This window comes from Litchfieldella rifensis (assembly GCF_042646605.1).
GTDB classification, from domain to species: Bacteria; Pseudomonadota; Gammaproteobacteria; order Pseudomonadales; family Halomonadaceae; genus Litchfieldella; species Litchfieldella rifensis.
Genome location: NZ_JBHRUG010000044.1, coordinates 31,307 through 57,946, shown reverse-complemented (window position 1 = coordinate 57,946; position 26,640 = coordinate 31,307). Strand labels below are relative to the sequence as shown.

The window sequence follows — 26,640 nt, the reverse complement described above, 5'->3', positions numbered from 1 at the left end:
TCACCGGCCTGTGGGCCTGCATGCAGAGCCAAACCCCATTCGATTCCTCGTTGCTCTTCAGCGATGAGCATATGAACGCTTGAGTCGAAACGGAGTATCTACAAAAAACCCGCTGTCGTGAGCCATCAATCTCAATGACCCAGCCCCCGGTACTCGTCGTAGATGCCATGCTCACGCGGGTATTCGTCGAGCGCCTCTTCATAGCAATGGATCATCGCGCTCCAACCATGGCGCGCCATGGGCTGGCTGGTGGCCGGCGTTGTCTCGCCTTCGACCGGTTCGCCCTCGGGCATGCGGATGCCGTACTTGGCGCGGGTTTCACGTTCCACCGCCTGCACCAGGTCCTCGCCAAGCTCGAGTCCTTCCAGCAGCCGCTGCTCCACGTTATAGGTCAGATGAGCGCGCGCCTGCTCATTCTGCCCCGCCTCGAACAATCCTTGGGCACGCCGCTCGACGCTACTGCGCTCCTCGATCAGGCCTTGCTCGAATGCTTCGAGCTCACCGGTCACCGGACGCAGGAAATCGGCCGGGTGCTCGCAGGTATGATAGAGCAGCCGCTTGAAGGTACGCGTGGCATAACGCGTGGCCTCCAACGGTCCGTAACCCGGGTCGATGAAGTGGGAATCGGCATCCTTGGTCATGTAGCGATGCTGCTTGAACTCCAGCGGCACGTCTTGCGTCCCGATCGGAATCGCCACGAAGGGCGTGGTGATACCGCTGGTCACAGCGACCCACAGGGTCTGCAACTCGGGATGCACATCGGGGCGCAGGTGCGCGACCTGGCCATAGCCCGAGAAATCGGTCGACCAACGCGGATCGCGCACATAGGCCATCATGTCCTCCAGGCTCAACGGTGCCATCTCGCGCAGCTCTTTCTCTCGGGCCGGCGGATTGCGGCCCTCGGTATAGAAGGCCGGGTAGGTGTCGCCCGGATCGTCCGCCGGGAATGGCGCACCATAGACCTCCTGCAGGTTGAACGACTCGCTCTCGCCGTCCCACCAGCCCTGTTCACGGGCGAACTCGACGAAGTTGTCGGACGCCAGGTAATCATCGTGCTGCTCATGATCGACCGGGAAGTCGTGGATATAGCCCGGATACATCACCCGAATCTCATCCGAGCCCAGGCGTTCGGCCGCCCACAAGCCCTGACCGCCGGCATAATTGATGAACGCCCAGCCCTCCTCGGCATCGGCGATAAGGTGCGAATTGCCGCCGTAGGTCGAGAACCCGTGCTTATCGATCAAGCCACCGATGATCTCCACCGCCTCACGCGCCGTGGTGGCCCGCTCCATCGCTGCACGCGCCAGATCGCTATACTGCGGGCCGCGCTGCGGGGTTTCCTGGGCGGCCGTTTTCGACATCTCCACCAGTTCGGGACGCGAGGGCGACCAGATATCCCGCGCCGCCACCCCGTGCTCGTTCAGCCCGCCGTTGGTCAGCGGTGGCGGGAAACCGGCAAACTCCGAATAGTTCGAGGTGATGTACTTGTAGGTGATATCCGCTTGCGGGATCTCGATCAACTCGCCCGGAATGCGCGCCTGACCGGTCACCCCGACCTTCCAGGTCGCCCCTTGAGGATGTGCCTGACGTGGCACGATCTCGATCCAGTGGCTCGAAGGCTCATGGCCGAAACCGGCCAGGAAGGTCGAACCGTCCTCGGTCAAGTCGCTACCGATGTAGATCCCGAGGCTCTTTTCGTTGGGATGCCCCAACACGGATGGCGATGGCGTCTCGGCAGAGGCCGTTCCTGCAACGACCAATGACACCAGCAGTGGCAAGACCGGCACGCGCCCCACACCGTCTCCGTTGCTCATGTATTTCATGACCGCAATCCCTCCTCTGTCTGTTTGCAAGCATGCAACAACGATTGTTATTTCGGGATGGGCACTCAGTAAGCTGAGCAAGGGGATAGAGGTTGTCAAATTAGCGGATACGGAGCGACTGAAACCAAGCTGACCCGGCTCCAAAAGGAAATAAAAAAATATAAAAATCAACCTATTGAAAACAAACAACACCGAATGGCCTACATCGATCCCTTGCTGACACGGAAGGATCAGGAGACTAGTGCTTGGACCTGTCTATCTCGGCATTCTGTTCTTCGATAGGCATAGCAACCTGCTCGGCCCACTTCCAGTGGGGTGACGTATCGATTGTCACCGGGATAGGGGGCGCCATATCCTGGCAGCATGACGCCATTGCATCCTGTTGCCAGGATCGCAACATTGTATTCAGCTCGATATGTCTGCCTGGTCAAATATCAATTTTGCCCTCTTCGTAGGCCGCACTGGGTAAATGCTTCCTGAAAAACGCGATACGTTCACCCAATTCATCCGGATGGCAATAAAGGCGCTCTGTCCTCGGACGATAGCGTGAGTTCTTACTGTAGGGTCTCCACTGGTATGTCAGCGCGATGAGGTTACGTTTTCGCCACACGCGAATGGTATCGGTTTTTGGCCATTCGATCTCATAGTGCTGCTCTCCCCTCATCAGCTTCTGATAGCCTTTAGACGAGCCCATCATCGCCGCCATCACCCCCACCCCCACTGGGCCAATAGCCGCAATCAAAAACGCTGGATCGACAAAGATAAGAAATAAAACGGCCACCCCCGAGACGATCGCCGTCCACTTCATCACCGGCTTGACCGAATCGATCTGAGGCTTCCAGGCACAAATCTCAGCGCCCTTCTCGGTAAAGCGGTAGACAATAATGGTTGTTTGGAAAAATATACTCATCGCCACTGGAATAATTAGAATATATATTCCTATAGCGCCCAACCCGATGACATCTGTGATTTTCGCACCAGCCGCTTTTGTGATTAGAAAATATACAAATATTGCACATCCAATGACCCATACCAAGAACCCGCAATTAGCCACAAAGGTATTGTAATCTCTGGCCCGGATCTGCCAACTCATCACGGCCGATTCATCAGCATGCTTCCATGGCATCCGGGAAACATAATCTTCCTTCGGTTGAATAAACCACATCACTCAGTATCTCTTCTCTCGCTTTGGTTCAGGTGGCACCGGGCACCGCCAGCGTGAAGCCTCCGGCTTTCCCACCCCGCAGTTCCGTGTTCGCTTCGATAGCGTACTTGCCGTCGCCGGCCTTCGGCTTGTAGAAGGTGAAATCAGCCCGGCCCTGGGGATTAGCCAACAGGGTATAGGCGTAGTCGACCGTCAGGGTGAAGGGATTATCCGACCCTTGTTCCTCGGCGGGCAGCCAGGCCTGCCAGACGCGCAGCGGATCGTCTGCACGGTATTGAGCCGCTGCCGATAGCGATGGCGTCGTCGTCCTGCTGCGCCGGAGGCTCTCGTCGATGCTGTCCACCGGCGCCCAGAAGCCTCGCCTGGCGTTGTCGGAGACCTGGATGGCCTCGCCACCCAGCGCGGCGGGTAGTGCGAGTTGAATCCAGTAACCCAGTTGGCCGCGACTACCGCGACGGGTACTGCGGCGCACAGGGATCAGCTTGAGCGACGGAGCGAGCAATGCTTCCGTTAACGTGCGCATCTCCGCTGCTTGGTCCTCATCGCTATCCGACCACTGGGACGCCTTGCCCCAGGTGCTCCGATAAAGCCACAGGCGCACGCCCTCGCGGTGATAGTAATCGGCGATCATCGAGGCAAAAAGATAGACCACCCCGGCAATGGCCAAGGTCCAGGTCGCCCAAGGTGCCAGAACCCAGGCAAAGGCCACCCAGCGTCCAGCAATGGCACCAATCAATTGGGCAGCACCAGTCAGAGTCATGCTCAAAGTAGCAATACCCTTTGCGGTGAGAGCGGCCTGTTCTTCGCCACTAGTTGCTCTGCCATGTTGCTGAACAACTTGCCATGTTTCCACCCCTGCACCAATCGCAGCAAAAGCCGCCATCCCTACCACGGCCGAGGCCAGCCGTGCTGCAAGACGCGCCGCTGCCAGCTTACCGCCTCGCTTCCAAGCCCGAAACGAGACCTCGGCAAGCGCTTTGGGCTGGCCGTTCAGGCGGAAGCGTCCGCTTGCGGCCCGGTTCCAATACGGCATCACCCACAGCGCCATCACTGCACTCGCAGTGTAACCGGCCTGACTGGCGATCTTCTCCAGATCGGCCTGGCTCATGCCTTCGCGGCTTGCCGTGACTACGCTGTCGGCGATATTGACCAGGTTGAGGCCGGCAATCAGCAGTGCCAGGCCGCCGCCACGGCGCTCCATCCAGGTCTTCATGCGTTGGTGGGCATTCTGGGTCAGGCGTTCGAGCCGCAGGCGATGTTGCTGCTTCAACTCGGCATAGCCCAGTGTTTCCAGGTGCGAGACCCGCACCTGGGTACCGGTGTTGCTGGGGTCGCCGCCGCTCTCGCCGGCGACGATGCGCTTGGGCTCTTCGAGCGCCAATGCCTGGTATTGCTGCTCGAGCTCGCGCAGACGATTCATCTGCGCATTGCGCTCGCCTGCCGTCGCCTCCTGGGCCAAGGCTTGCCGGGCAGCCTCGAGCTGGAGCTTATGGGTCATCATGTCGTCGAGCCACTGGGCATGGCCTGCTTCGAAGTCACCGCGGCGAACCAGATAGGCGCGCTCGACATCGGGATGCACCAGGGCCACCACCAGGCTCTGCATCAAGCCGCGGGCGATCTTGTCCGTGCTGGCCTGGGCACCCGCTCCCATGGCAGGCAACGCCTGGAAGGCCAGGGCTTCCCAGGCCCCTTTGGCTGAGCCAGCGACGACCCTTCGCAAGGTCTCGAAGGCCTCCTGCACGGGAGTCGCCAAGGCCTGATAGCGCGCACTTTGCTGGACGTGCTCCAACCCGAGTACGGCAATAATTTCGTTATACCGTGAGGCCACGTTCGCGATATCACCAACCTCGACGCCTCCCTCGGGTTGGCCATCCGCGCTCCCGGTCTCGTAGAAGTTGCGCGCAATGGTTTCGATAGCATTGCCCAAGGCGCTGTTGAAGTTGACCAACGCCAGGCCGATCAGCGAATCGCGTTCGCGGAAGGTGCCCTCCAGCCACTTCTGCCCCGACGCGGTAGCACCCACTACCTGAGCGACCAGATGGGCGAACTCGATCAGCCCCTGGCTCTGTTGAAGATCGCAGGTATCGAAGCAGAGATCCTCGGCTTCGAGGGGTAGACGCTCCAGCCAGGCAGTCAGGTCCTCGAGGCTGGCGGCGACATGAGCTTGCAAGTGCTCGAGTTCGGGTTCCTTCTCCTGGACGAAAACCATCGCGTCGTCATAACGGACATCGTTTCTCCATATCCCCTTGTTTTTCCAAGCCTCGTAGGCTTCCTCGCCGGGAGGATCGATGCCCATTTCCTGGAGTGCCGCGTCCAGCTCCCGGCGTTCGGACAGCCACCCCACCCCTTCCACTGATGGCAGGTGCGCTCCCGTGCGTGTCGCCAGGTAGTCGTCCTGCGCCTGCAGGGCCTCATACTCGCCCTGTGCGATATGCCGCCGGTGAAGCGTGTGCATGGCTTGGCGGCGTGCCTCGGCGTCCTCGCGGATCGCCTTGGGCAAGCGGCTCTCGTCAGGCCCGCACAACTGCTCCACCACCCGCGCCGTTTCCAGGCGATGGCCGTGCTCGTCGTTGAACTGCTCCAGTTCCTGCTCGCGACCGAGCAGACTCATGGTCAGGTCGTTGACGATTCCCAGGTCATCGTCCAAGGCGACGAAGATCGCTTCATCCTTGCTAGGCACCTTGGAGAGGATCTTGTTCTGGTGGATCTCCGGCTTGTGGCCCAGCACCTCGTAGACGCTCTCGTCCGCCCCGTCGCCGTCCTGCTCATGCGGCCGAGTGGCCACCGTGGTCGAGGTGAACTCCCCCGTGGCGCCGTCGGGCAGCATATCCGCTACGGATTCACCGAGCGAGGTGAGCGGTCCGATATGCGAGGGCAGCGGCGCACTGGAGTCGAGAGCGCTGGTGACCAGCCCGTCGAAGGCGGCCATGGGATCGACAACGCGCATGAGGCGCGCCCGGGCATCGGCGTTGTCACGCATCATGTCGCGAATGCGCTCAGTCCACTGCACTGACGAGTAGACGATGGCAAGACGCGCAGCGGATGGGTAGAGCAGATAGTGCTTGGTGTCACCGCCTTCGCCGGTGAATACACACCCCTCGACGCGATACTCGTCGATGTCGCGGGTCTCTTCGCTCCACACATAGAGCCAGCCGTCGCGCAATTGCCTCAGGGTATAGTCGCGCGTCTTGAGCTTGGGGTAAGCGGGGCCATTCCACGCTTCCGGCAGCGGATGCGGTCCCGGTTCGCCGGCCTGCGCAGGGGACTCGTCGATGGCATAGCGCACCGGGAAGATCGCGATATCGCGGAGCAGCGGGCACATGGCGGCCGAGCCGAGGGGCACTTCCTCGAACTCGGCATCGCGTGCCTCGCGCAGGGCTTGGATGTCAGACATGGCCGGCCTCATGCATCAACACGGGGTTCTCGAAGCGGGCCGCCTCGGGGGAGGCACGCCAGATATCCAAGGCATAGAGGCACTGCTGGTGGGACAGCTTGTCAGCCTCGGGATAGCGGCTGTACCACTGGGCATAGGGCCCATCCGCACGGGTCATGAAATCCGCCCCCCAGTACAGGCTCAGCTCGACCCAGATCGCCGCCTGGCGCTCGGTCGTGGCGCCCCAGGCAACGGCGTCGGCCAGCCTGTCGTCAAGCCACTGGCCACGTCTCGTAGGGCTCAGACCCTGCCAGATGCGAGGGGCAGTCAACGCAAAGTGCATGGCAAGGCGTTCCTTGAACTGCCAGCGGGACACTGTCTCGAGGGCATCGAGCTGAGCGGGACCGAAATGGGCGGGAGACGTTCCCGACCGCCTGTCGGGGGCGATATCGAGTGGAGCACGGAATGCCTGCCAGGCCGGCTTGGCAGCCGGCGCCCAGAGAGGTGCCCAGTGCGCCATCCACCAGGTATCGATCGGGCCCAGCACCTCGGCCGGCACACGCTCGCCATAGCTCTCCAGCCAGTGCCGGGCGACCAGGGGATCGGCGAAGCGCAATAGCCGGGGCCCTCGCCCGGTGGCCGTGATCTGCACGAACTGCCGCAGGTGATTGGCCAATGTCTGGGTCGTCTCGTGGCTGACCAGCCAGGAGGTCGCCCGCATCAGGTCGCCACTACCGTCGGCCAGCATCTCGTCGACAAGCGCGGCATTCTGCAAACGGATCAGGATCGGGCCCTGCCCCGCCATGTCCTGCCAGCGCGTCGTCCGATACAGCGGCTCGACCTCCGTCACATCGTCACGCCCATACAAACGCGTCAACGCCTCCGGGTAGCGCACCCCATCCACCAGGGCATGGGTGGCTCGTCGTAATTCGATCATTTAGCGGTTCTCCCCTCCGGAGGACTCACAGATCTCACAGCTGGGCGGAGCCTTGAGTAGTGTCCTGAGCTGTGCCGGCCGCTGAATCGGTGGCACCTCCTCATGTTCTTCCGCCACCGCATGCCCCGGCAGCAGCGGGCTCTCCGCCGCCTGGCCGCTGCCCCGGCCAGGGCTGCCTCCCGCGTTGAAGCGCACGCTGGGGCCGACGATGGTCACGCCGCTGCCGTCGAGCTTGAGGAAGCTGCCGCCGGCGTTGAGGGTGAGCTCGCTGCCGGCCTCGAGCACTACCTGGTGGCCGGCCTTGATATGCAGCTCGCGGCCGCTCTCGGTGAGCCACGCCTGGCCGGCCTTGACGTGCAAACTGCCCTGGACGATCAGGTGCTGGCTGCCGTCGGTCTTCTCATGGCGCTGGCCATGCACGGTCAGGTGGTCGTCGTGGTCGACCTCGCCAAGGCGGTCGCGGTGGACCTGGAGGTAACTATCGTGGCCGATCTGCTCACGGCGGTCGTTGAGCGTCAGCAGTTCGAGATCCCGCTGCGCATGCACCCAGATCTGCTCCTGGTCCGTGGCGTCCTCGAAGCGCAGCTCGTTGAAGCCCTCGCCCTGGTGGGTCTGGGTGCGCAGCACGGTGCGCGTCTTGTGCTCGGGCAGTGCGTAGGGCGGGGTGTTGACCGCGTGGTAGGTGCGCCCGGTGATCAGCGGCTGGTCGGGGTCGCCTTCCAGGAATTCGACGATCACCTCGTGGCCGATGCGCGGGATGGCCAGCATGCCGTAACCGCCCCCGGCCCAGCCCTGGGAGACACGCAGCCAGGCGCTGGCGGTGTCATCGGGCTCGGCGTAGCGGTCCCAGGGAAACTGGCACTTGACCCGGCCATGGGCGTCGCAGTGGATCTCCTCGCCCTCGGGGCCGACCACGAAGGCCACCTGGGGGCCGTCGACGCGTGGCTTGGGGTTGGGCACGGGGCGCCAGGCAGTGTCCCCCGGCGTCAGCACCAGGTCATTGTGAAAGCGGGTCATGCCTTCTCGGTCGCTGGCGGTGAAGCCATCCTCTTCCAGCGCCTGGGGCTGTTCGCCGTGGTGGACGACCGCCACCACCTGCCAGTCGCGGTTGAGGCTCGCCACGTCGTGGCCGGCGAGGGTAAAGCGCGCCCCCGGCACCAGTTCCGGCAGATCGCTCTGGGCCTCGGCGGTGGCGGCCTCCGCACGCAGGTGTTCCAGGCGAATGCGGGTGAAGGCCTCGCCCGAGGCGTCGGCCTTGTAGCGCCCGGGGGCGTCGTAGTGTTCGTAATCCGCCCGCTGGGCATGGTCGTCCAGCCCGTTGGCCTGGTGCTCGTGGAGCTGCGCATAGGCGGGCTGCTTGAACGAGTAGTCCTTGAGGGTCGCCGAGGCAGGCCTGACCCGGGAGGCGTGGGTCAGGCGTCGCACATGGCGCAGCGGCGCGCTGCCGCCGGCCCGCGCGTGATAGGTGCGCTCGCCAAGCTGGACCAGCGCCTGAGGGGCATCGGCGAACACCAGGCGATGGTGATCGGCCGCGAATTCGTGGAAATAGCACCAGCCCTCTTCCGCCGCCAGCCGTTCGATAAAGGCCAGGTCGGTCTCGCGGTACTGCACGCAGTATTCGCGCTCGGCCGACTCGCGGGTGACGGCGAAGGCGACGTCGGTGATGCCGCGCTCCGCGCACAGGGTATTGACGATGGTCAGCGGCGAGACGTGCTGGAAGATCCGCGAATTGTGGCGCAGCGACAGGCGCCACAGGGCCGGACGGATCACCACCGCGTAGTGGGTGCGGCGATGGCCGCGATCGCCGCGGCGGAACTCGGCGACGATGCCGTTGACCCGGCGCAGGACTTCGCCATCCTGCCAAATGATCAGCGTCACCTGGCGGTCCAACCACTCGGCGGGAGACAGATCGCCGTTGTGACTGGCGAACTTGACGCTGAGTTCGAAGGGATGGGACAGCCGTTCGCGGTGCGTGAAGTCGACCACCGCCAGGTCGAGCGCGTCGTGCCCGGCAAGTGCGAGGGTGAACTGCCACCCGGTCTGATTGGCCATGATTCCTTCCTTGTCCTCATGTGTCGGCGAGTCACGCTACGGGAAACGACGAAGGAAGGAAACGCTGGGACAGAAATCGCCGACATGGCTTACAAGGCGTGTCGGCAATCTCTTACAAATCCGGCCGCCAGGCTGGCGCTTCGGTGCCTGCTGCTGGATAAGGTACACTGTTCATGAGTGCAGCAAGCCAAACCACTGGGCAGGTGCTAAAAAGGCAACACAATGGGCCAATCAGAGGCATCCACCAAACTCGAGCAGGTAATGACAGCTTTTCCCTATCTGGAACAGGTGATCTTGTTTGGTTCCTTTGCCAGCGGACAGGCACATGAAAACAGCGACGTGGATGTTGCGGTGCAGTCAGATCGACCACTCACCGCCGAGCAGCGCCTGGAACTGATCGATGCCATTGCCCTGGCATTCGACCGTCCTGTCGACTTGGTCGATCTGTCCAGTGCCGGGGAGCCACTACTCAGCCAGATAGTGACGACCGGAATCCGCATAAGAGGATCGGATGCCGCGTGGGGCCGGTTGATCTACAAGAACATTATGGAAAGTACGGATTTCGTGCCCCTGCAACGACATATCTTGCGGACGAGACAACGAGCATGGATAGGCAAGTGATCGATCAGAAGCTGGAAATGCGCAAGTCGGTAGGCTTTCGAAATATCGTCGTACACAACTACGAGCAAGAATCGGCTGGATGATTTTCGACAGTTTGCCGAAGTATTCATCGAGAAGTGATTCCAGCATCAAGAAAAGAGCCGCTCGGCAGCGACCCGGCCACCAGGCCGGCCCAGCTCGTTCCATGGACGAGCGCCCATATTTCGCCTGATAGTCCAAATCAAGTACACTTCCATGCTCGGCAAGCGGGACCCGACGACCCGATGAGCGCCGACCATACCAACCACCAGGGCCCTTGTCTTGAATGAGCAGTAAACGCTTTGCCTTCGTGATCTCCGACCTTTATGGCGGCGGTGCCGAGAAATCGCTTCTGTACACAGCCGACGGACTTCGCCAACGCGGCAATATCGTCAAGGTCTTTATCCTGCGCGACCGTATCGAGCAGCATGTCCCCGAGGGGCTCGAGGTCGTCAACCTGGCAGTGATCACCAAGGCCACCAAGGCCCTGAACAGCGTATTGATCGAGAAGTGGCAGGCCAGCCGCATTGCCAACGCACTCGACCAATTCCAGGCGGATGTCGTGCTCACCTGCTCCTGCGACAAGATCACCCGCCACCTGAAACACCCCAACCTGTATTTCTGGATCAAGAGCGACATTTCGGCACGCTTTAGCAACTCCCCGAAGCGCGACAAGGTCTTTGCCAGGCAGCGCCGCCAATACGATCATCGCAAGGTGGTTGCCGTCTCCCATGGGGTGGAAAAGAGCTTGCTGGAGATTATCGGCCTGAAGCCTGCCGAAATCCGTAGCATCTACAACCCGTACGAACGCGCGCCATTCCTCGAACTGGCCCAGGAAAGCGTCGACCTGCCGCAGGGCGAGTATCTCATTCATGTGGGGGCTTTCACCCCGGTCAAGCGTCACGACCGCCTGCTGCGCGCCTATCAGGCCAGCGGTGTGCAAACGCCGCTCGTCTTGCTGGGCAAGGGTGAACAGGAAGCACAGATTCGGTCGATGATCGATGAGCTCGAACTGCAGGATCGAGTCACGCTGCTGGGCTACCGCACCAACCCCTATCCGTACATCCAAGGTGCCAAGGCACTGATCCTGACCTCGGACTCCGAAGGGCTGCCGCGTGTGCTGATCGAGGCGCTACTCCTCAATACTCCGGTGGTCAGTGTCGACTGCCCCAGTGGTCCAAGGGAAATCCTGACCCAGGAGCTCGCCGATTTCCTGGTGGCGCCCGAAAACGAAAAGAGCCTGGCCGATGCGATCAGACGCATGGACCAGGCTCCGGTCAAGGTAGAAGCCAAGCACTACCAACAATTCCTGGCGGAAACGGTCATTCCGCAGTTCGAAGCGCTGTAACCTGGCGAGGCAAGTGCAAGGATGCTCTCCGTGAAGCTACTCGATATCCCCTTCGACGACGCGCGTCGCCGCTACCTGGTGTTTCAGCCCTGGCGCCTGCCCGACCGATTGCGCCTGGCGAGCACCACCACCACCCAGGAATTCGAGCAGCACGCCAGCAGCCGTTTCTATGTCTCCGACGACCAGGCATTGCTGGCCAAGGTGGTCCCGGACAAGTTCGATAAACGCCGACAGCCCTTCAACTGGTTCGCCCGCGACTATCTGGAAAAGCGTTGGCTGCTGCAAACCGATGCGCACAAGGAGTTTCGCAGTCTACGCATCCTGCGCAAGGCCGGCTTGCGGACTCCCACCTGTCACGGTTGGGGCCTCTCCCTGAACCCCAGGAACCGCAACGCCTCGCTGCTGTTGATGGAGTACCTGCCCACGGCCAGGCCAGGAGGCGACTATTTCGAAAGCCTGGATGAGGCCGGCAAGCGTCGTTTTCTGGAACGGTTCGTCGGCGAGGTCATCCAACTGGCCCGTTCGGGTTTCGTGCACCGCGACCTGCACTACAACAACCTGCTGGTCACGGCGAGCGATGAGATCGTATGGATCGATGCGCATGTCCGCCCGCTGCCCGCCAAGGCATCCGCCCAGTGGCATGCCCTGGCCCAAACGCTCACCATCAACAAACTACGCGGCGAGACATACCGCGCCTATGCTGAGCAGTACATGCATGCCCTGTGGCATTCGGAAACTGGCTAGCTTCTCTAGTTCCAGCCTAGGGACCGCTGCCCCCCTGCTCACCCGAATAAGCCTTTCTTGCGATTCGGTTCGTGCCATGAGGTTTCAGGTCACAATGGCTGTCATCATGAACAAGACCTTCCGTTGATACTTCTTTCAACTTATTGAGGTCAGGTTGCCAATTAGTCGTAATTCCGAGGAAATGAAGAAAATAGGCATTCCGGCTTTGCATCGCAGAAGGCTTGTTCCTCCGAAGGCGTTTCCAGAAGCTGCGGCCGGTATATGTCCAAGTATTATGCTGGGAAATGATATCGACAGAGTCACCCTTGCAAATGAATTTTCGCGCAGACTTTTTCAGGGATTTTTCTCTATGCACAAAATCATAAAAAGAATAACTCTTCTTCCCTGGATTCACAAATGGAACATTATAACTTGAAACATACAAAGTTCCATTGCTATTGACTTCTTTCTCTATCTCAGCGCGGTCGGCAATCAATAGTTCATCGATATCAAAATTAAAAAGTACGCCGTCCTTTGCATACTTGCGCAGACAGTGATTGAGCGCCCCGGGTTGTGCAAATTTATTGAATCTTTTTTTCGGGGGCCCGTAGGGAAAACTCCACCTGATAACATGAGCACGCCCTTTTAGCTCATCTTCGAGCTCCCCTACATTATCACTTCCATTATCATATATAAAAACCTCATCTATATTATAATTTGATTTATAGTAATCCACCCAATCAGATACCCAAGCTATTTCATTATTCTTCGATATGGCTGCCAAAACCTTCAAACCCGATGGCAGATGGTTTGACTGCAGATGAATGCTTTGACTAAAGTCCTTGAAATGAAAACTTACTTCGCAAGCAGCACTGGATTTCAAACCAGCCTCAAGAAAAGAGACTTTACAATCTGGATACTCTTTGAATCGGTAGGAAACGGGCTTCCCGTTAACAACCAGCTTCATACCCTCAAGATAACTGGCCAAATTAAGCGCAGGCGGACCAATAGCGACAAGCTTCGACTCTGACTTATCAATAAAAACATCATAGAAAATTGTTTTCCCGTCGAAAAATACAAGGGAGGAAGAATCAACCTCGTCCCTTGCATTGGGCAGGCGAACAACTGAAACGTCTGCCGGAATAGCAATTGCGTTCAGAATTTTATCCATAAGGCTATATCAACACCGGCTCTTTGTTTTGACCTGACAGAATAAGCATATACTAAAGTCAACACAGAGTGAACTCGTTTACAGCCCATAGTTCGCTGCGCAGCCTAAAGGACCACCAACCAGAAAGCGTAGATCATCATGCCGCCTTTACGTTCCATCAACACACTTATGGAGAGCACACGCACCATTGCGCCTATATGCCCACTACTGGGTCACAAATCGTGGGAAACAGGCTCAGTCGACATCAGCCAGCGGTACTGATCGGCAATGGTATCCGGAGAAAACCTGGCATAGTGCCCTGGGGAAATGGTCGGCGGATGTTCGATCGCCGCAGCGATCTGACGTGCCAACGCCGCTTCATCGTGTAACGGTACCAGGTAAGCAGACAAGTCATTGCGCAGAATCTCGCGAGGCCCCGACGGGCAATCGGTACTCACCACCGGCGTCCCGCAGACGAGAGCCTCGGCCAGCACTCGCCCAAAACCTTCATAGTCAGAGGTCAATACCAGCAGCCGGGCCTGGCGGATATACGGATAGGGATTGTCTTTCTTGCCAAGCAAGATGACACGATTCTCGAGCCCCATCTCACGGATCAAGCGGCCGGCCGCCTCCTCTTCCCCGTCTCCGATCACCACCAAAGGCTGCGCTATCCCACTCGCCTGGTAGGCACGAAACAATCGATCATAGCGCTTCTGACGTAAATTCAGACGGCTCACGTACACGACATAATCATCGTATTCGACCGCCCCCTCCATCAGCGCATGAATCGCCTCAACATCGATCACATTGTAAATCACCTTGCCAACCGCGGGCGGTGCGCCGTGTTTGGCCAGCGACTCGAGAATGCCATGCGAGATGGCAATGACACGGCTGCCCTTGTACAGCGACCGTAATCGGCGACGCTGCTTGTACTGGGCGATTCCTTTCTTATTCAGCAAGGCCTCGCCCGGATCGGTGCGTATGCACAACCAAGCCTGCTGGGCCAATTGCGTATGCCGGATCACTTCATGGCTGTAGTGAAGGTTGGCCACCACAAGATCGAAGGACAACGACAGTCGTGTCAGCAGTTGATCGACCTTTCTCGCATGCAGCCGGAAACGCCGAATCTTGTCGATCACATGCCGATGCGAGAACGGTACCCGAAGAACGTTCACTCCTTCGGGAATGGGCTGCCACACCTTGTCGCTGAGGACCACGATGGTCACCGCCATGCCTTGAGTGGTCAGCACCTTGGCCAAGCCAAGAATCGAGACAGGCGCACCACCGCCACCCAGGTGATCGGTGATGAACAACACTTGCCTTGGTTCAGACACTTGGACGGTTTCCACTTCCTGCGGATATTTGGTCATCACAGCCATCACGTTGTCGATAGAAAGTCACCCCGCCCCTCGGGGGCAGTTTTACTCTGTTTCTTTGGAAAGATTCGTTGGCAACCGAGGAACCGGCCAGTCAAAGGCTTCAGGAGTGGCCACAGGATCCTGCTTACCAGGCTCGTCCTCAGGGTGACAATGTGCCAGCGCTGTCTGGACTCTAGCCAGTGCCGCAGCCCCGACTGCCCCATCGGTGACCCGCTGCCACCAAATCCGATGTACAGCCTTCACGCGCACCGGCACCGAGCGCAGACCGATACGCTGAGCCATGGCCAAGCGATGCAGACCACGGTTGATCTTGAGTATGCGCCCCTCACGCGTGATTGCCACCCCCAGGTCATCCTTGCCTCGTGAGGTATCGAAGCCATGTGTCGCCATGCCGTCGAGAAATTCCAGGTAAATCCGAAGATAAGCCAAAATCCGCTCTTCGGAATCAAGCAGCACCCCCTGCTGATGTGACGACCACGGACGGCCGGTCTCAAGCCGCTTGGATAAACTACGAAAACGCTCGGTTTGCTTCAGATTGTCGCGGTGAACGTCGATGTCACTGATAAAGCGGTAGCGCGAGCCATATCGAAGGTCTCTCCGCCTATGATCCCAGTCGCCATCCCAAATGAAAGCGGAAGATGAGGGTCGTTTGATGTGAGGGTAGCCTCGCCAATCGGTACTACGGATAAGTTTTCGCGGATCGACATGGACTACCAGAGCGTCACCCAGGCAGCACTCAACCGCACGCCGTGGCAACCCCAGACGTTCAACAACCTGGCCACCAGGCAAGCCTTGTTCCCAGAGCGTCAATAGCGCCATTTCCAATGGAATCCCGATCTTCGTCTGGAACGCTTCTCGGGTCACCACCTGCAACCAAGCACGAAGGATCTGCCAGCGCATACGCGGGTCGTGAAGAGACGCAAAGTCAAACGCGTGGAATGCGTGGAACGCGTCCATTGACACAGGCAACCGCGTCTTTTGGTTCTTGAGATTGCTCATTATAATTCACTGATTTTTCACTTATTCCCAGCGTCCATCGGTTGCTTGCGATCGGCCAACAACCCATTACCATCACGTCACTATTATCGATAACGACTTAGGTAAGTCCAAGATTGATATCAGCATCACATGGTAATACTCAATCCACAGCCTAGAACTTGGTCGGAAAACCAATAGCCCAATTACACCTTGTTTGGCCTACGACTGCCCTTCCTCGAGAAAACGCGCCACGACGGCCTGAGGCCGAAAATCGGCGAGCCAGGCATCGTCGATGGTCGGCTTTTCCCCCCGCTGCAGGGCGGCCCGCATGCCTTCGGCCAGGGACTCGGCATCGTGAGGCACAATGGCACCTCCCAATGGCCCCTTGAGAATCTCGCGGATACCGCCCGGGCAGTCGACGGAGAGCACCGGGGTGCCACAGGCCAGTGCCTCGAACAGCACGATGCCCATGCCCTCGAAGCTCGAGCTGAGTACGAACAGCCGGGCGTGGCGCATCCACGGGTAGGGATTGGCCTGCTGGCCGGCGAAAATCACCTTCTCGCGGATGCCCAATTCTTCCGCCAGTGCCTCGAGCCGTGCGCGTTCCTGACCGGCACCGACCAACACCAGGAGTTCCCGGGGCGCAGCGATAGCGTAGGCACGCAGTAACAGGGCTTGATCCTTGGCGGGCACCAGGCGCGCCACATTGACGATATAAGGCTGATCGGGAATCTCGGGGGCGGGCTCCTGCATCAGTCGGCGTATCGACTCCATCGGACACGGATTGACGATCACCGACAGCGACGCTGGCGTAAAGCCAAGCGCACGCTGCGCTTTCTCGACGTTTTCCGCTACCCCCTGCGACACGGCGACCAGATGCTTGCCCTGATACAGGCAACGGGCAAAAAGCTTGCGCTTCCTGCTTCGTCGCCCCCGATACATGATGTTTTCCAGTACATGGCGGGCACGTTCGTCACGGAAGCTCCACACCAGCTCGAAAGTGCCTACCCCGCGGAAGACGATACGGTCGACCCGGCCGTGGCGACGTTCGAACCACCACAGCCAGGCCCGGAACAGATAGCCGCCCAGGAAGCCCATCCACACGAACAGGGAACGCCGGAACAAAGGATTGAGAAACCAGCGTGACAGTGCCTCGATGAGCGCCCCCACCACGGTCAGGCGCAATGCCCAGTGCAAGGAGAAAGCATGCAACCGAACGTTGGGGTGCTCCGGTGTCAACGGCTCCCTGGCCTTACGAAACGTCAGCAGATGGCTTTCGTGACCCGCTTCCGCGAACGCATCTGCCAAGTTAACCGCGACACGTTCCATTCCTCCCATCTTCAGCGAGCGCACGACTACCAAGGTTCTCATCGATTCGCGTTATCCCACCTGCTGGAGAACCGGTTACCCACACCATCGCGACATGAGCCAAACATCACGCTCAAGTTGTTAACCACATCGGCCGATAACGAAAAGGTTGACGATGGCTGGCAACGTCTCGGCGTGGAGCCATCATCGCCGCGGTTGGCACATGGAAAATATGGGGCGCGTTTCATGCGGGCAAGCATGCATCAAAACCAGGTGAGCCACAAGCGGCCGAGGACCTGGGTGGTGCAGCGCCCGGGGAAACGGTTTTCATTACATGCATCACGCCACGCAGCACTTGGGTGGGAACGCCGAGCCGTGCAGGCAATTATTCGTGCTTCCTGTATTTAGCAGGAAAAACTCTGTATTTCTTAGTAACATTTCGCGCTTATTTTACTACCCATTGAAACAAAGCGGGCTCATGCGTAACCACACAACCACAGCGACTCGCCGGATCCTGATCGTCATTCGCCGATTGGGAATAGGCGGGATCGAACAGGCCACCCTCACCCTCGCCAATGCATTGGCTAATCAAGGTCACGATGTGCACTTGCTGGTACTCAAGGGCCATCCGAAGCAGGCACCCGCTTCTAACGTGACAGTCCACTGTCGGGACTTCGAACGTCAAGCCAGCCGCACACTACCGGGGCTGGCGTATCTCCTTCTTTCACGTACCCTGCTCAAGGCTTTACTGCCCGGTTCAGGGTTCGTCTGGCAGGGTCGAGTCGTCAGCCGGCATTTCCAGGAGTTCTTGGGCGACCTTGAGACCGAACGCGGACGGTTCGACCAGATCCTGCTCCGGGGGCAAGGGGCCTTCGAAATGTTGTGGAAAGTAGACGACCCCCGCTGCTGGCGTGTTGTGGAAGCCGTTACCGGACGCTTTCATCAGCGGCTACTGTGTAACTGGCTGACCCGCACCCTCTACGCCGACAAGCAGGTCATCTGCGTCTCGCATGGGGTGGCCAACGAACTTAGCACCTACCTTGGTGACTGCAGGGTCCCGCTACAGCGCCTGGAGGTCATCCACAACGCCGTGCCCATTGCTCACGTCCAGCAGCTCAGCAAAGCCAAGGTGATGCCGGAGATTTCGTCTCCCTATCTGGTGCACGTCGCACGGCTGGTGCCGGTCAAACAGCAGTCGCTCTTGCTCGAGGCGTATCACCGAGCGCGCCAGGCGGGGCTGGATATGCCACTGGTCATGATTGGCGGCGGTTCGGAACGGACGCGGCTGGACGCCCAGGCCGAGCAACTGGGAATCGACCACCAGGTTCACTTCCTGGGTCAGCAAGAAAACCCTTACCCTTGGATGGCCCGCGCCACGGCCCTTGTGCTCAGTTCACGATGCGAGGGATTAGGGCTGGTACTCATCGAAGCACTGGCGCTGGGTACGCCCTGCATTGCCACCGATGCCCCAGGCGGTATCCGCGAGGTACTCATCGAAGAACAACAACGCCTGATTGCCGAACAGACACCGGAAAGCCTCGCCGCCAAGATGCTGGAAGCCGTGAACGACCCCGTCAATGTCCAACCCGCCTGGGCCGAACGCTTCGATGAAGCTAATATCTGTCAGCGCTTTCTGAACCTGATCGCCCCCACACGCGTCACGTCAGACACGGCAATGGAGATGCCATGAAACCCCATGACCACCGATACCCCTTCCAGGCGGATATCGAGATCCCCACGGCCCTCGATAGCGAAGGCCGTTTGCTCGTCGAGCCCATGCCGCAGGCGCTTGATGCGGAAAGCTATAGCTGGCTGCTATGCGTCGATTATCGCGCCAACGGCCGCTGGGGGCAGCCCAGCGTGACAGTGAGCGAACGCAATACTGAACGCTTCACCCAGTACCTGGAAGCGGGACAACAAGGCAAGCGTTGGCTCAATCTCACCGGCATCCAAAGCCTCGATGATCTACGGCTAGACTCCAAGCGTTGCCGACTGGGCCACCAGGCCGTATTGCAAGGCTTTCGCGCACCGTCCCTGGACGAAGGCCCACTACTTATCGTCGCGCCACACCCTGACGATGCCGAGTTGGCCGCCTTCGGGCTCTATCGGCACTATTCCAGCCAAACGTGGATCGTGACACTCAGTGCCGGCGAGCGCCAAAAGCGCCTGGACCGTCAATACCTGCCAAACCTGGATAACGACTTGGCCTCCGCCACCCACCGCAAGGGCTGGATACGCGCCTGGAATAGCGCCACCACGCCCATGCTGGCCGGTATCCCACCGGAACGCCTGGTGATGCTCGGCTATTTCAATGACACGCTAACGAAGTTGATGGAAACTCCCCAACACCCCATAGACTCGGCAGACAATGCCGATATCACTCCCGCCACGTTCCGCTCCTGGAACCAGCGACCGCTACCCAGTGATAACCATCCAGGCAATCAGGGAGATAAGCTGATCGACGACCTGGCGACACTGATCTCTGACATTCGCCCCACCACACTGGTTGTCACGCACCCCGAGGTCGATCCCCACGCCGATCATATTGCCGCTGCCAATGCCTGCGCCCTGGCTATGCAAAAAGCCAAGCATTGCCCGCGCCAAGTTTTGCTGTATGCCAATCATCTACGGAAACAACGTGGCTTTCCGTATGGCCCTGCCCATGCGGCGGCCGGCCCATGGCCGCTCAACCAGGCAGAATCACGGCTCGGGCCATGGCACTTCTTCAGCGAATTCCTGCCACGCGACGCCCAACGCGACAAGGCCGTAGCCATGGACAGCATGCATGACCTACGGGCTAACTTACGCTTGGAAAAGCGCCTGAAACGCGCACTGCATCGGCGACTCAGCGGGCTACCCAGCAACGCCTACCAAGATTACGGCCACCATGATTACTTCCAGACCCATATCAAGGCCCATGAGACCTTCGCCATGGTGTCCGGCGAGGCTTTCCAAACCCTAGCCGACTCTTGTTAGTTCTCGCTGGCCCTGCTCCCATTGCCAGCGCCAGATATGGGTGACCAAGCCCCCAACGATCAGATTGTGCACATAAACGCCGGACCAGAACGACAGGTAGGCCTCGAACTGATTGACCACCACCCAGTAGATGAAAAAGCCAGACGCGAATAGCGCCATGTCCCCCGGCAATACACCGCTACGCCAGGCGCGCCAGGTTCCGTGACCGATCCACCAGGCCAACGCTGCCAGCAGCGCCACGCCCATCAAGCCATAGGAGACGAACACTTCCAGGAAGGTGTTGTGCAAATGGCTGTATCGGTCGCGTGTGTACTCGGGTAGCCAGTCGGTTTCCTGCACCGCCAGGCTGCGGCCGTTTTCCCCCCAGCCTACCAGAGGGCGCTCCTGGATCCACTGGGCTGCCGCAATCCAGGTATGCACGCGATTCCCGATGCTACTCTCGAAAGGCACCGCTTCGATGTCGCCATCGAGCAATGCGGCAATGATCTGGTTCTCATCGTCCAAGCGCCGTTCGATCGCCCCCTGAAACGCCACCCCCGCCAGGAACAGCACCGCCACGCCCCCCAGCAGGAGGGCAACCGACAACTTCCCTGCCCGCTCCTTATGCTGGCGAGAATAGCTCCACAGCAGACCGACCACCGCCATGACCGGCAATACCAGCGCCAACGCCAGCCACACGGCACGCGTCTGGGTGATCACCACACCACACACGCACATCGCCAGTGCCACCAGCCAGGCGATACGACGCGCCATCGCCCAACGCCCCGCTGCCAGCAGGCGTCGGGAAAAGGCTAGAACCCCCACCAGCGCCGTGCCGAAGAACATGGAGGTATGCTGGGAATTCTGCAGGCCGAAATCGACACGCTCTCCTTGCAGGCCCGCCAACCACTGATCGATTCCGCCACCCGTGAGTAGCGTCGTGAGCAAGAGCCCAAGCAGTGCCACCCCCCACAGCGCCAAGGTGGCACGCGTGCTGCCACCAAGCCACCAGGCGACACCGATGAACAAGAACCACTTCGCCATCCGGTCCAACTGCGGATTGTCGGTCATCCATTCAGGGTGGTGCCAGTAGCCAAGGGTCCAGGTGATCAGTTGGATGACAACGGCCGCCAGAAGCAGCCACAGCGCCGGGGAGGAACGCAGACGCTTCCCGCAGGCGAGCACGCACCCCAGCCCCAAAAACCCCATCAAGGTACCGCCCAGCTCGCCCACCTCGGGCCAGAGCAAACGCAGGGAGCCGTAGACGGCAAGAGACGTCACACCTAACCACCACAGAATGTTGGGCGAGCGCCACGCTGTTTCAGGTTGCCCCGGTATCCATTGATGCATGTCAATCGTTTTCTTCATCGGTGCCGTAAGGCGAAAAGCCGGGGACAATGCCTACCGCGCTTATCGAATGTGTCTCATCCAGAAACGCCACGGGCGCCCCAAGAGGCGCCCGCGCGACAGTATACCACGGCATTGCAGGCTATCTCGCCCCAAACCCGGTGAACAGGATCCGCACCGTCTTGAGAGAGATCAGCACATCCAGCCACAGCGAGAAATGCTTGATGTAGTAGAAGTCGTACTGCAGCTTCTTCGCCATGCCATCGATCTCGGCGGCATAGCCCTGCTCCACCTGGGCCCAGCCGGTGATGCCGGGACGCACCACATGGCGATAACTGAAGAACGGCACATCCTGCTCGTACCATTCGGAAAGCGAGGCCGACTCGGGCCGTGGACCGATGAAGCTCATCTCTCCCTTCAGGATGTTGAAGATCTGCGGCAGCTCGTCGATGCGATACTTGCGGATCCACTTCCCGACCGGTGTGATCCGCGGGTCATCCTCGGAAATGGTGAAGTCCTCGCCACTCATGTCGTTGTGCATGCTGCGAAACTTGTACATGAGGAAGGGGCGCTGGCGGTAGCCCATGCGCGGCTGCAGGAAGAACGCCGGCCCTGGGCTGTCGCGCTTGATCAGGATGGCCACCACCATCATCACGGGAGCCAACACCGGCAAGAGCAACAAGGCACCGCAGAAATCCACCACGCGCTTGAAGCCAACGTACAGCAGCGACGGCAACAGGCTACCGAATTCGTTTTCCGACAGATGATCGATCTGAACGCGACCGGATAGCGACTCGGAAATCTGACGAATGTGGTAGACGGGTATATGGCAGAGCGTGCAACGCGCCAGGAACCGCTCCCATTCAGGAGGCAAATCCATGGCCCGAAGGTCAGCCACTACCCCATCGTAGCGCACGCCTCCCAGGTCGGTGGTCTCCAGCATCCGCAAGTCGACCTGGCGCGATCCCCTCAGACGCTTGGTATCACCGAACGGCACCATGGCCAACTTCAACGTGCGAAAGCGCCGGCCAGTAAAGTACCCCAGGAAGAACCAGGCAAGGCTCACCAGATAGCCGCCGAGCATCACCTGCCGCGTATAGCCCTCACGAGTGAAGAACAACAGCGCCACCGCGATCAGAAAGGCAATCGACACCGTGGGCATGATATAGGCGGCCAACTGGGCACCCGGGAAGCGCGCCATACGCCGCAGCGTCAACGCCGACGCCACGAATGCCAGGCCAATGGCAATCATGGTGTTGGTGCGTACGTCCGGCAGGTAGTACCAGAACTCCCAGCCCCAGCGCTCCAGCGAGGGTAGCAGGATCACTAGCGGCAGGCCTACCAACAGATGGAAGCCCAAGCCCAACAACAGAACCTCGTACCACCGCGAATGACGGCGCTCGTACTCACGCTTCATGTTTCATTACCGCCATACGGCCTTGCTTCATCCGTGATCCTCACCGGTGTACCATCGCCCTGCGCCACGCAAGGCGTGCACATGCTCTCACAACCTGCCGCGCAAAACGACTGCACATCACTTGAGAAGTGAATTGAGCACATGCCAAGTCAGGTACCAACCCGAGCGCACGTGGTCCAAGTGCTCCTGCTTACGGTAGATGCCGTAGATGTCTGCGACCTTGGCAAATTTGTTGGTCGAGAGGCTTCCTCCTCCACTGTGGTAGACCGCCCTCATGCCCGGGTACTTACGCGCGGTCCCTCCCATGCGCGTCAAAGCCAGCCACAGTCCCCAGTCCTGCCCTCGAGTAACCTGTGGCATGTATACTTTGCCGAACGTACTTTGATCATAGGCAGCAGTCAGGCAGCCTATGGGGCAACCATTGAGCAGGTGGCGATAAGTCAGTTCGTCCGGTGGAGTATGACGCTTCATCACATTACCCGAAGCCCGATCCCGTTGCTCATAGTCACCAAAACTGAACGCCACCTGATGCGTCTTCATGAAGGCAATCTGGGCCTCCAGCTTTCCTGGTAGCCAAAGGTCGTCGCTGTCAAGAAAGGCAATAAATTGACCGGTGGCTGCCTCGATCCCCAAGTTCCTGGCCCTACCGGCTCCCGAGTGAGGCTGATACAGATAGCGGATGCAAGGGTATTGACACTGAAGCTCCTTCACAACTTCTGCTGTGGCATCAGTCGAACCGTCATCGATGATAATATGTTCAAGCAGGATGGGTCCTTGTGATGCCACTGAGGCAACCGTATGGGGCAAATGCTCTGCAGCATTCCGGGCAGGAGTCACCACAGAAACCAATACGGCTTCATCTTTCGGTTTCTGAAAAACGCTCATGTGTCAGTACCTAGCTGCCAGAACGGACGAATGCCATCATGCGGATGAAACAGCGGCTTAATGGTTTCAGCCGTTACACTCCCATGACATAAATATGCGCTTTCAAAATGGGCTCGGTAGGCATATACGAGGGGATAGAACCGCTCACTATCGAAATCATCAATCTGCCGATAAGGCCATTCAGAACTTGAATGTCCCAGTAGCCATTCCATACCCATCCGTAGACATTGTCCTTCAGGTCCCTGAAAACCCCATAGGTCCTCACCCACATGGCTGGCCAGTTGCGCTAAGTGAACCCATCCCTGCAGATTGAAACAACAGTAGTGTGCCGTAGTAGTACGTAACATCTCGTGGGGCTGACGTCCATCGGGCTCGAACTGCTCGATGATCCGGAAACGACTGTCGCGTAAGGTATGACGCAACAGTCGATACTCCTCCAGATAGGCGGCAATAGAAGCGACCTGGAGGTCATAGTAAGTGCCATGGTTGTTGGCGGATGTCCTCTCCTGTTGGCCTTGTCGGCTACTGAGCAACCAGTTCAGATACTGTTTCAACCATTCACGAAACGTTGCATCCTCGTCCTCATCAAGGAACCGGTGGGCAACCAGCAGCCGGACCGCATCGAGAAAATAGTAAAGGTCCTTCATCTCGATGACGCCGCTACTGCTCCCCCGATTGCGATCATGCCCCCTGCGTACCTGTGCGTATTCAAGATGGGGGGTCATGGCTGTTTCGGGTTGAAGGAACCAGGTTCTTACCAGCCTGGCCGCATGCGCTCCATACTGTGGCTGACCGAACCGTACTGCAGCCAACGCTAGCATGTAGGTGTCATCGAACAGGCGCTGCAAACGCGTCCGGTCATAGTTGTCACTCAACGGCTCATACAGGCGAGTACCCGGTATTCGCTTGCCATCACGCCGTACATAGGGCAATCCCGGCAGACGAAGCGGATTCGGCCAGAAATAAGGTGCCGGATGCCAGTAATCGTGCGGGTTGCGACTTGGCGGCAGGGTTTTCTTGTCTACCACGGAATAGGGGCCACGCTGTAATGCCGCATCGGCTGCTTGCTTGAGGTGATCGAGCAAGGTAGAGCCGGTATTCTTAAGCGCTTCCAGATCGGTGAACACGGGCGCCGCAGGATTCACAGCCGATGCCATCGACTCGTCATCGATCCGATCGCACAACTCCGTGATAGCTTCCACTCTAGCCAAGCCGCGTCCCACCAAGGCCTGAGTCCCCTGTTCCACCTCCAGCTCGGCTTGGCCAGAAAACAACCGGGCTACCCACCCGGCGCGACCGAATTGACCCGCCTCCTCGGCAAACTCGGGACACGGTAGATCCCACGGCTCAATGGACCAGGTATCCCATTGCCCCGGGACGCCCAATCGCCAGAACAACTCAACCTTGGGGCGACGGCCGTAGAAGTATTCAGGATCAAACATCAGCTGCGTATCAGCACGGAAAACCATCTGGGGCTCCTCCTCGGCTACTGGCCGAAACCCCGGTTCAAGCAGCTTCGCATTATCGGTGACGCGAGCCATCGGCACGACCCAGTACGGTAGCTCCGGTTGGGCCACTATGGCATGACGCAGTTCGTCCCAACCTTCAGCCGTCAGGAAGCAGTTACCATCCCACGGTAAAATCCAGCTTGCACGATCGCGGCCATCAGCGAGCGACGCATTACGTGCGCCATTATTATTAATGATATAATTGTTCTTGAAGCGATATAGCCGAGCCAGCACACGCCCTTTCTGCGACTCGTCAAGTAAAGAGAACTGTTCAGAATAAGGGGCATATTGTATCGGAACGCCTTCTATATCCCAGCCCTGTTCAATATATTTATCCTTATTGAAAGGTATGTGCAGATAAGGGACCCCTGAGCTTTCCAGCAGCGAAATGATTTTTGACTCTTCATCTTTATCCACGATACGATTGACAATAAAGCGCTTTTCGCAGCCTATCAGCACTGGCTCATTTTCAAGAATAAATTTCAAATTGTCTAATGACTGTCCTTTGCGGTGACGAGGAGTCAAGTCATTTCCCACAATTCGATAAAGAACAAAATCCACAGAATCTACACTTTCTTTCTTGTATATAGCACCATCTTCTTTCCGGCCATTACTTGATATTTTCCCACGATCAATGGCTCGTGAATAAGGCACTCTGACCTTCTTACTTCCTATGTTGTTTCTCGCACATCTATACAACCAGACAGCACCCGGAAAGGCTGCAACAAGAGGTTTCACTTTAGATAGCAAGCTAGTCATGAAGCGCCCCATCTCCGACAAAAAAACTTGACATGACAGCTAACAGTAAAGAGATGAAATAACTTATACTGGAGCAAATAAATAAAACATCAATGAAATAACAAAACCAGCCCTAAAGCATTTCGTACCCAAATCTTTCCATCAAACTTCTGTCCAATGATTGATTGATTTTATCAACAGCATTGCATGTAAGTTTGCTTCGCCACTTCTCCTCAAGATAATATTGCCGATAATAGCCGGAATCTTTTCCTTTCTCTTTGATGGATTTATTATAATCCATAAACTTTTCAGACACTCTATCCAAGGAAAACCGATTCTGTATTTTATCAACCACAGCCTCCGGACTTTCAAATATCTCCTCGGTTGTCAAATGGATAACATCCAGCCCATCAAGATTTTGGTATGATCTATTCTTTACATTCCACAAGTCCACTGGGGAGTTTAGGTTTCGACCGACATTCTCTCTTCTTACGGTTTTCCATTCGCTTTCAATAAAACCACTGAAGCTCAAGTTTTTAAGGTGAGTCTGATGGTAAGGCCGTTTGTGTAGCGACAGGAGCCAAGAATATGGATTCTTTGTTATGGTTATAAAAAAAATCCTGTTTTCCTTATATACCTTTGCACTTTCTATTTCTTTTCTTTCTTTAACCTTGGCATGCTTCCAACCAAGATTCCTGGTGAAGTTAAACATAAAATAAACATCTTTCAAAAACTCATCCCCAGGAAAAGCGCTTTGAATAGAATCTATTCGCTTCGGCACCGTGCCCGGCAACTCTTGCACATTAAGATTTCTTCTTATTATCTTGCTCAAGTAATTAGTATTAGTATTTCTTTCGCCATATATTTTAAGAAAACAATTCATCGAAATTCCTTACATTAAACAACCTTCACTTA

The 26,640-nt window shown here is 58.1% G+C and carries 19 protein-coding genes; 5 read left to right on the top strand and 14 right to left on the bottom strand.

Annotation, left to right across the window (positions count from 1 at the left end; genetic code table 11):
* Window positions 1-131: 131 nt before the first annotated feature.
* From ACFOEV_RS19555 to ACFOEV_RS19535, 5 genes are all read right to left on the bottom strand, one after another.
* Entirely contained in the window at window positions 132-1,823 is a 1,692-nt protein-coding gene (locus tag ACFOEV_RS19555; protein ID WP_386776574.1) for a C69 family dipeptidase, read from the bottom strand.
* 427 nt (window positions 1,824-2,250) lie between these two features.
* Window positions 2,251-2,988 (bottom strand): hypothetical protein, encoded by a 738-nt coding sequence (locus ACFOEV_RS19550; protein ID WP_386776573.1) that lies wholly within the window; start codon window positions 2,986-2,988, stop codon window positions 2,251-2,253.
* Window positions 2,989-3,016: 28 nt separating this feature from the next.
* A complete protein-coding gene (locus ACFOEV_RS19545; RefSeq protein ID WP_386776572.1) occupies window positions 3,017-6,382 on the bottom strand; it encodes a T6SS effector BTH_I2691 family protein in 3,366 nt (1,121 codons plus the stop codon).
* Entirely contained in the window at window positions 6,375-7,298 is a 924-nt protein-coding gene (locus tag ACFOEV_RS19540; RefSeq protein WP_386776571.1) for a DUF4123 domain-containing protein, read from the bottom strand. The genes ACFOEV_RS19545 and ACFOEV_RS19540 overlap by 8 nt, the downstream gene beginning before the upstream one ends.
* Complete coding sequence (locus ACFOEV_RS19535; protein ID WP_386776570.1) at window positions 7,299-9,350, bottom strand: type VI secretion system Vgr family protein; 2,052 nt, start codon at window positions 9,348-9,350, stop codon at window positions 7,299-7,301.
* A 222-nt stretch (window positions 9,351-9,572) separates the two neighbouring features.
* On the opposite strand from ACFOEV_RS19535, the gene mntA reads away from it, so the two are divergent.
* The 3 genes from mntA to ACFOEV_RS19520 all read left to right on the top strand — a co-directional run bounded on the left by mntA (window position 9,573) and on the right by ACFOEV_RS19520 (window position 12,081).
* On the top strand, window positions 9,573-9,971 hold the full coding sequence (gene mntA, locus ACFOEV_RS19530; RefSeq protein ID WP_386776569.1) for a type VII toxin-antitoxin system MntA family adenylyltransferase antitoxin: 399 nt from the start codon (window positions 9,573-9,575) through the stop codon (window positions 9,969-9,971).
* 304 nt (window positions 9,972-10,275) lie between these two features.
* Entirely contained in the window at window positions 10,276-11,337 is a 1,062-nt protein-coding gene (locus tag ACFOEV_RS19525; protein WP_386776568.1) for a glycosyltransferase, read from the top strand.
* Between the two features lie 21 nt (window positions 11,338-11,358).
* Window positions 11,359-12,081 (top strand): lipopolysaccharide kinase InaA family protein, encoded by a 723-nt coding sequence (locus ACFOEV_RS19520; RefSeq protein ID WP_386776567.1) that lies wholly within the window; start codon window positions 11,359-11,361, stop codon window positions 12,079-12,081.
* A 16-nt stretch (window positions 12,082-12,097) separates the two neighbouring features.
* Here ACFOEV_RS19520 and ACFOEV_RS19515 read toward each other — a convergent pair whose 3' ends face one another.
* The 4 genes from ACFOEV_RS19515 to ACFOEV_RS19500 form a co-directional block, all read right to left on the bottom strand.
* Window positions 12,098-13,231: a hypothetical protein gene (locus tag ACFOEV_RS19515; protein ID WP_386776566.1), complete on the bottom strand. Its 1,134-nt coding sequence runs from the start codon at window positions 13,229-13,231 to the stop codon at window positions 12,098-12,100.
* Between the two features lie 212 nt (window positions 13,232-13,443).
* Window positions 13,444-14,580, bottom strand: coding sequence for a glycosyltransferase (locus ACFOEV_RS19510; RefSeq protein WP_386776565.1), 1,137 nt, complete (start codon window positions 14,578-14,580; stop codon window positions 13,444-13,446).
* A 51-nt stretch (window positions 14,581-14,631) separates the two neighbouring features.
* Window positions 14,632-15,588, bottom strand: coding sequence for a hypothetical protein (locus tag ACFOEV_RS19505; protein WP_386776564.1), 957 nt, complete (start codon window positions 15,586-15,588; stop codon window positions 14,632-14,634).
* A gap of 198 nt (window positions 15,589-15,786) precedes the next feature.
* Window positions 15,787-16,938, bottom strand: a complete 1,152-nt coding sequence (locus tag ACFOEV_RS19500; protein WP_386776563.1) for a glycosyltransferase — start codon at window positions 16,936-16,938, stop codon at window positions 15,787-15,789.
* A gap of 415 nt (window positions 16,939-17,353) precedes the next feature.
* Here ACFOEV_RS19500 and ACFOEV_RS19495 point away from each other — a divergent pair, with 415 nt between their 5' ends.
* Both ACFOEV_RS19495 and ACFOEV_RS19490 read left to right on the top strand, forming a co-directional pair.
* The gene (locus tag ACFOEV_RS19495) at window positions 17,354-18,565 is read left to right on the top strand and encodes a glycosyltransferase (RefSeq protein ID WP_386776562.1); all 1,212 of its coding nucleotides are present in this window, start codon (window positions 17,354-17,356) and stop codon (window positions 18,563-18,565) included.
* Complete coding sequence (locus ACFOEV_RS19490; RefSeq protein ID WP_386776561.1) at window positions 18,562-19,851, top strand: PIG-L deacetylase family protein; 1,290 nt, start codon at window positions 18,562-18,564, stop codon at window positions 19,849-19,851. The genes ACFOEV_RS19495 and ACFOEV_RS19490 overlap by 4 nt, the downstream gene beginning before the upstream one ends.
* On the opposite strand, the gene ACFOEV_RS19485 is transcribed toward ACFOEV_RS19490, so the two are convergent.
* The 5 genes from ACFOEV_RS19485 to ACFOEV_RS19465 all read right to left on the bottom strand — a co-directional run bounded on the left by ACFOEV_RS19485 (window position 19,834) and on the right by ACFOEV_RS19465 (window position 26,608).
* Window positions 19,834-21,111, bottom strand: a complete 1,278-nt coding sequence (locus tag ACFOEV_RS19485) for an O-antigen ligase family protein (RefSeq protein WP_386776560.1) — start codon at window positions 21,109-21,111, stop codon at window positions 19,834-19,836. The genes ACFOEV_RS19490 and ACFOEV_RS19485 overlap by 18 nt on opposite strands.
* A gap of 208 nt (window positions 21,112-21,319) precedes the next feature.
* Window positions 21,320-22,594, bottom strand: a complete 1,275-nt coding sequence (locus ACFOEV_RS19480) for an exopolysaccharide biosynthesis polyprenyl glycosylphosphotransferase (protein WP_386776559.1) — start codon at window positions 22,592-22,594, stop codon at window positions 21,320-21,322.
* Window positions 22,595-22,711: 117 nt separating this feature from the next.
* A complete protein-coding gene (locus ACFOEV_RS19475) occupies window positions 22,712-23,479 on the bottom strand; it encodes a glycosyltransferase family 2 protein (protein WP_386776558.1) in 768 nt (255 codons plus the stop codon).
* Complete coding sequence (locus ACFOEV_RS19470) at window positions 23,476-25,746, bottom strand: alginate lyase family protein (RefSeq protein ID WP_386776557.1); 2,271 nt, start codon at window positions 25,744-25,746, stop codon at window positions 23,476-23,478. The genes ACFOEV_RS19475 and ACFOEV_RS19470 overlap by 4 nt, the downstream gene beginning before the upstream one ends.
* 112 nt (window positions 25,747-25,858) lie before the next feature.
* Window positions 25,859-26,608, bottom strand: a complete 750-nt coding sequence (locus ACFOEV_RS19465; RefSeq protein ID WP_386776556.1) for a hypothetical protein — start codon at window positions 26,606-26,608, stop codon at window positions 25,859-25,861.
* Window positions 26,609-26,640: the final 32 nt, after the last annotated feature.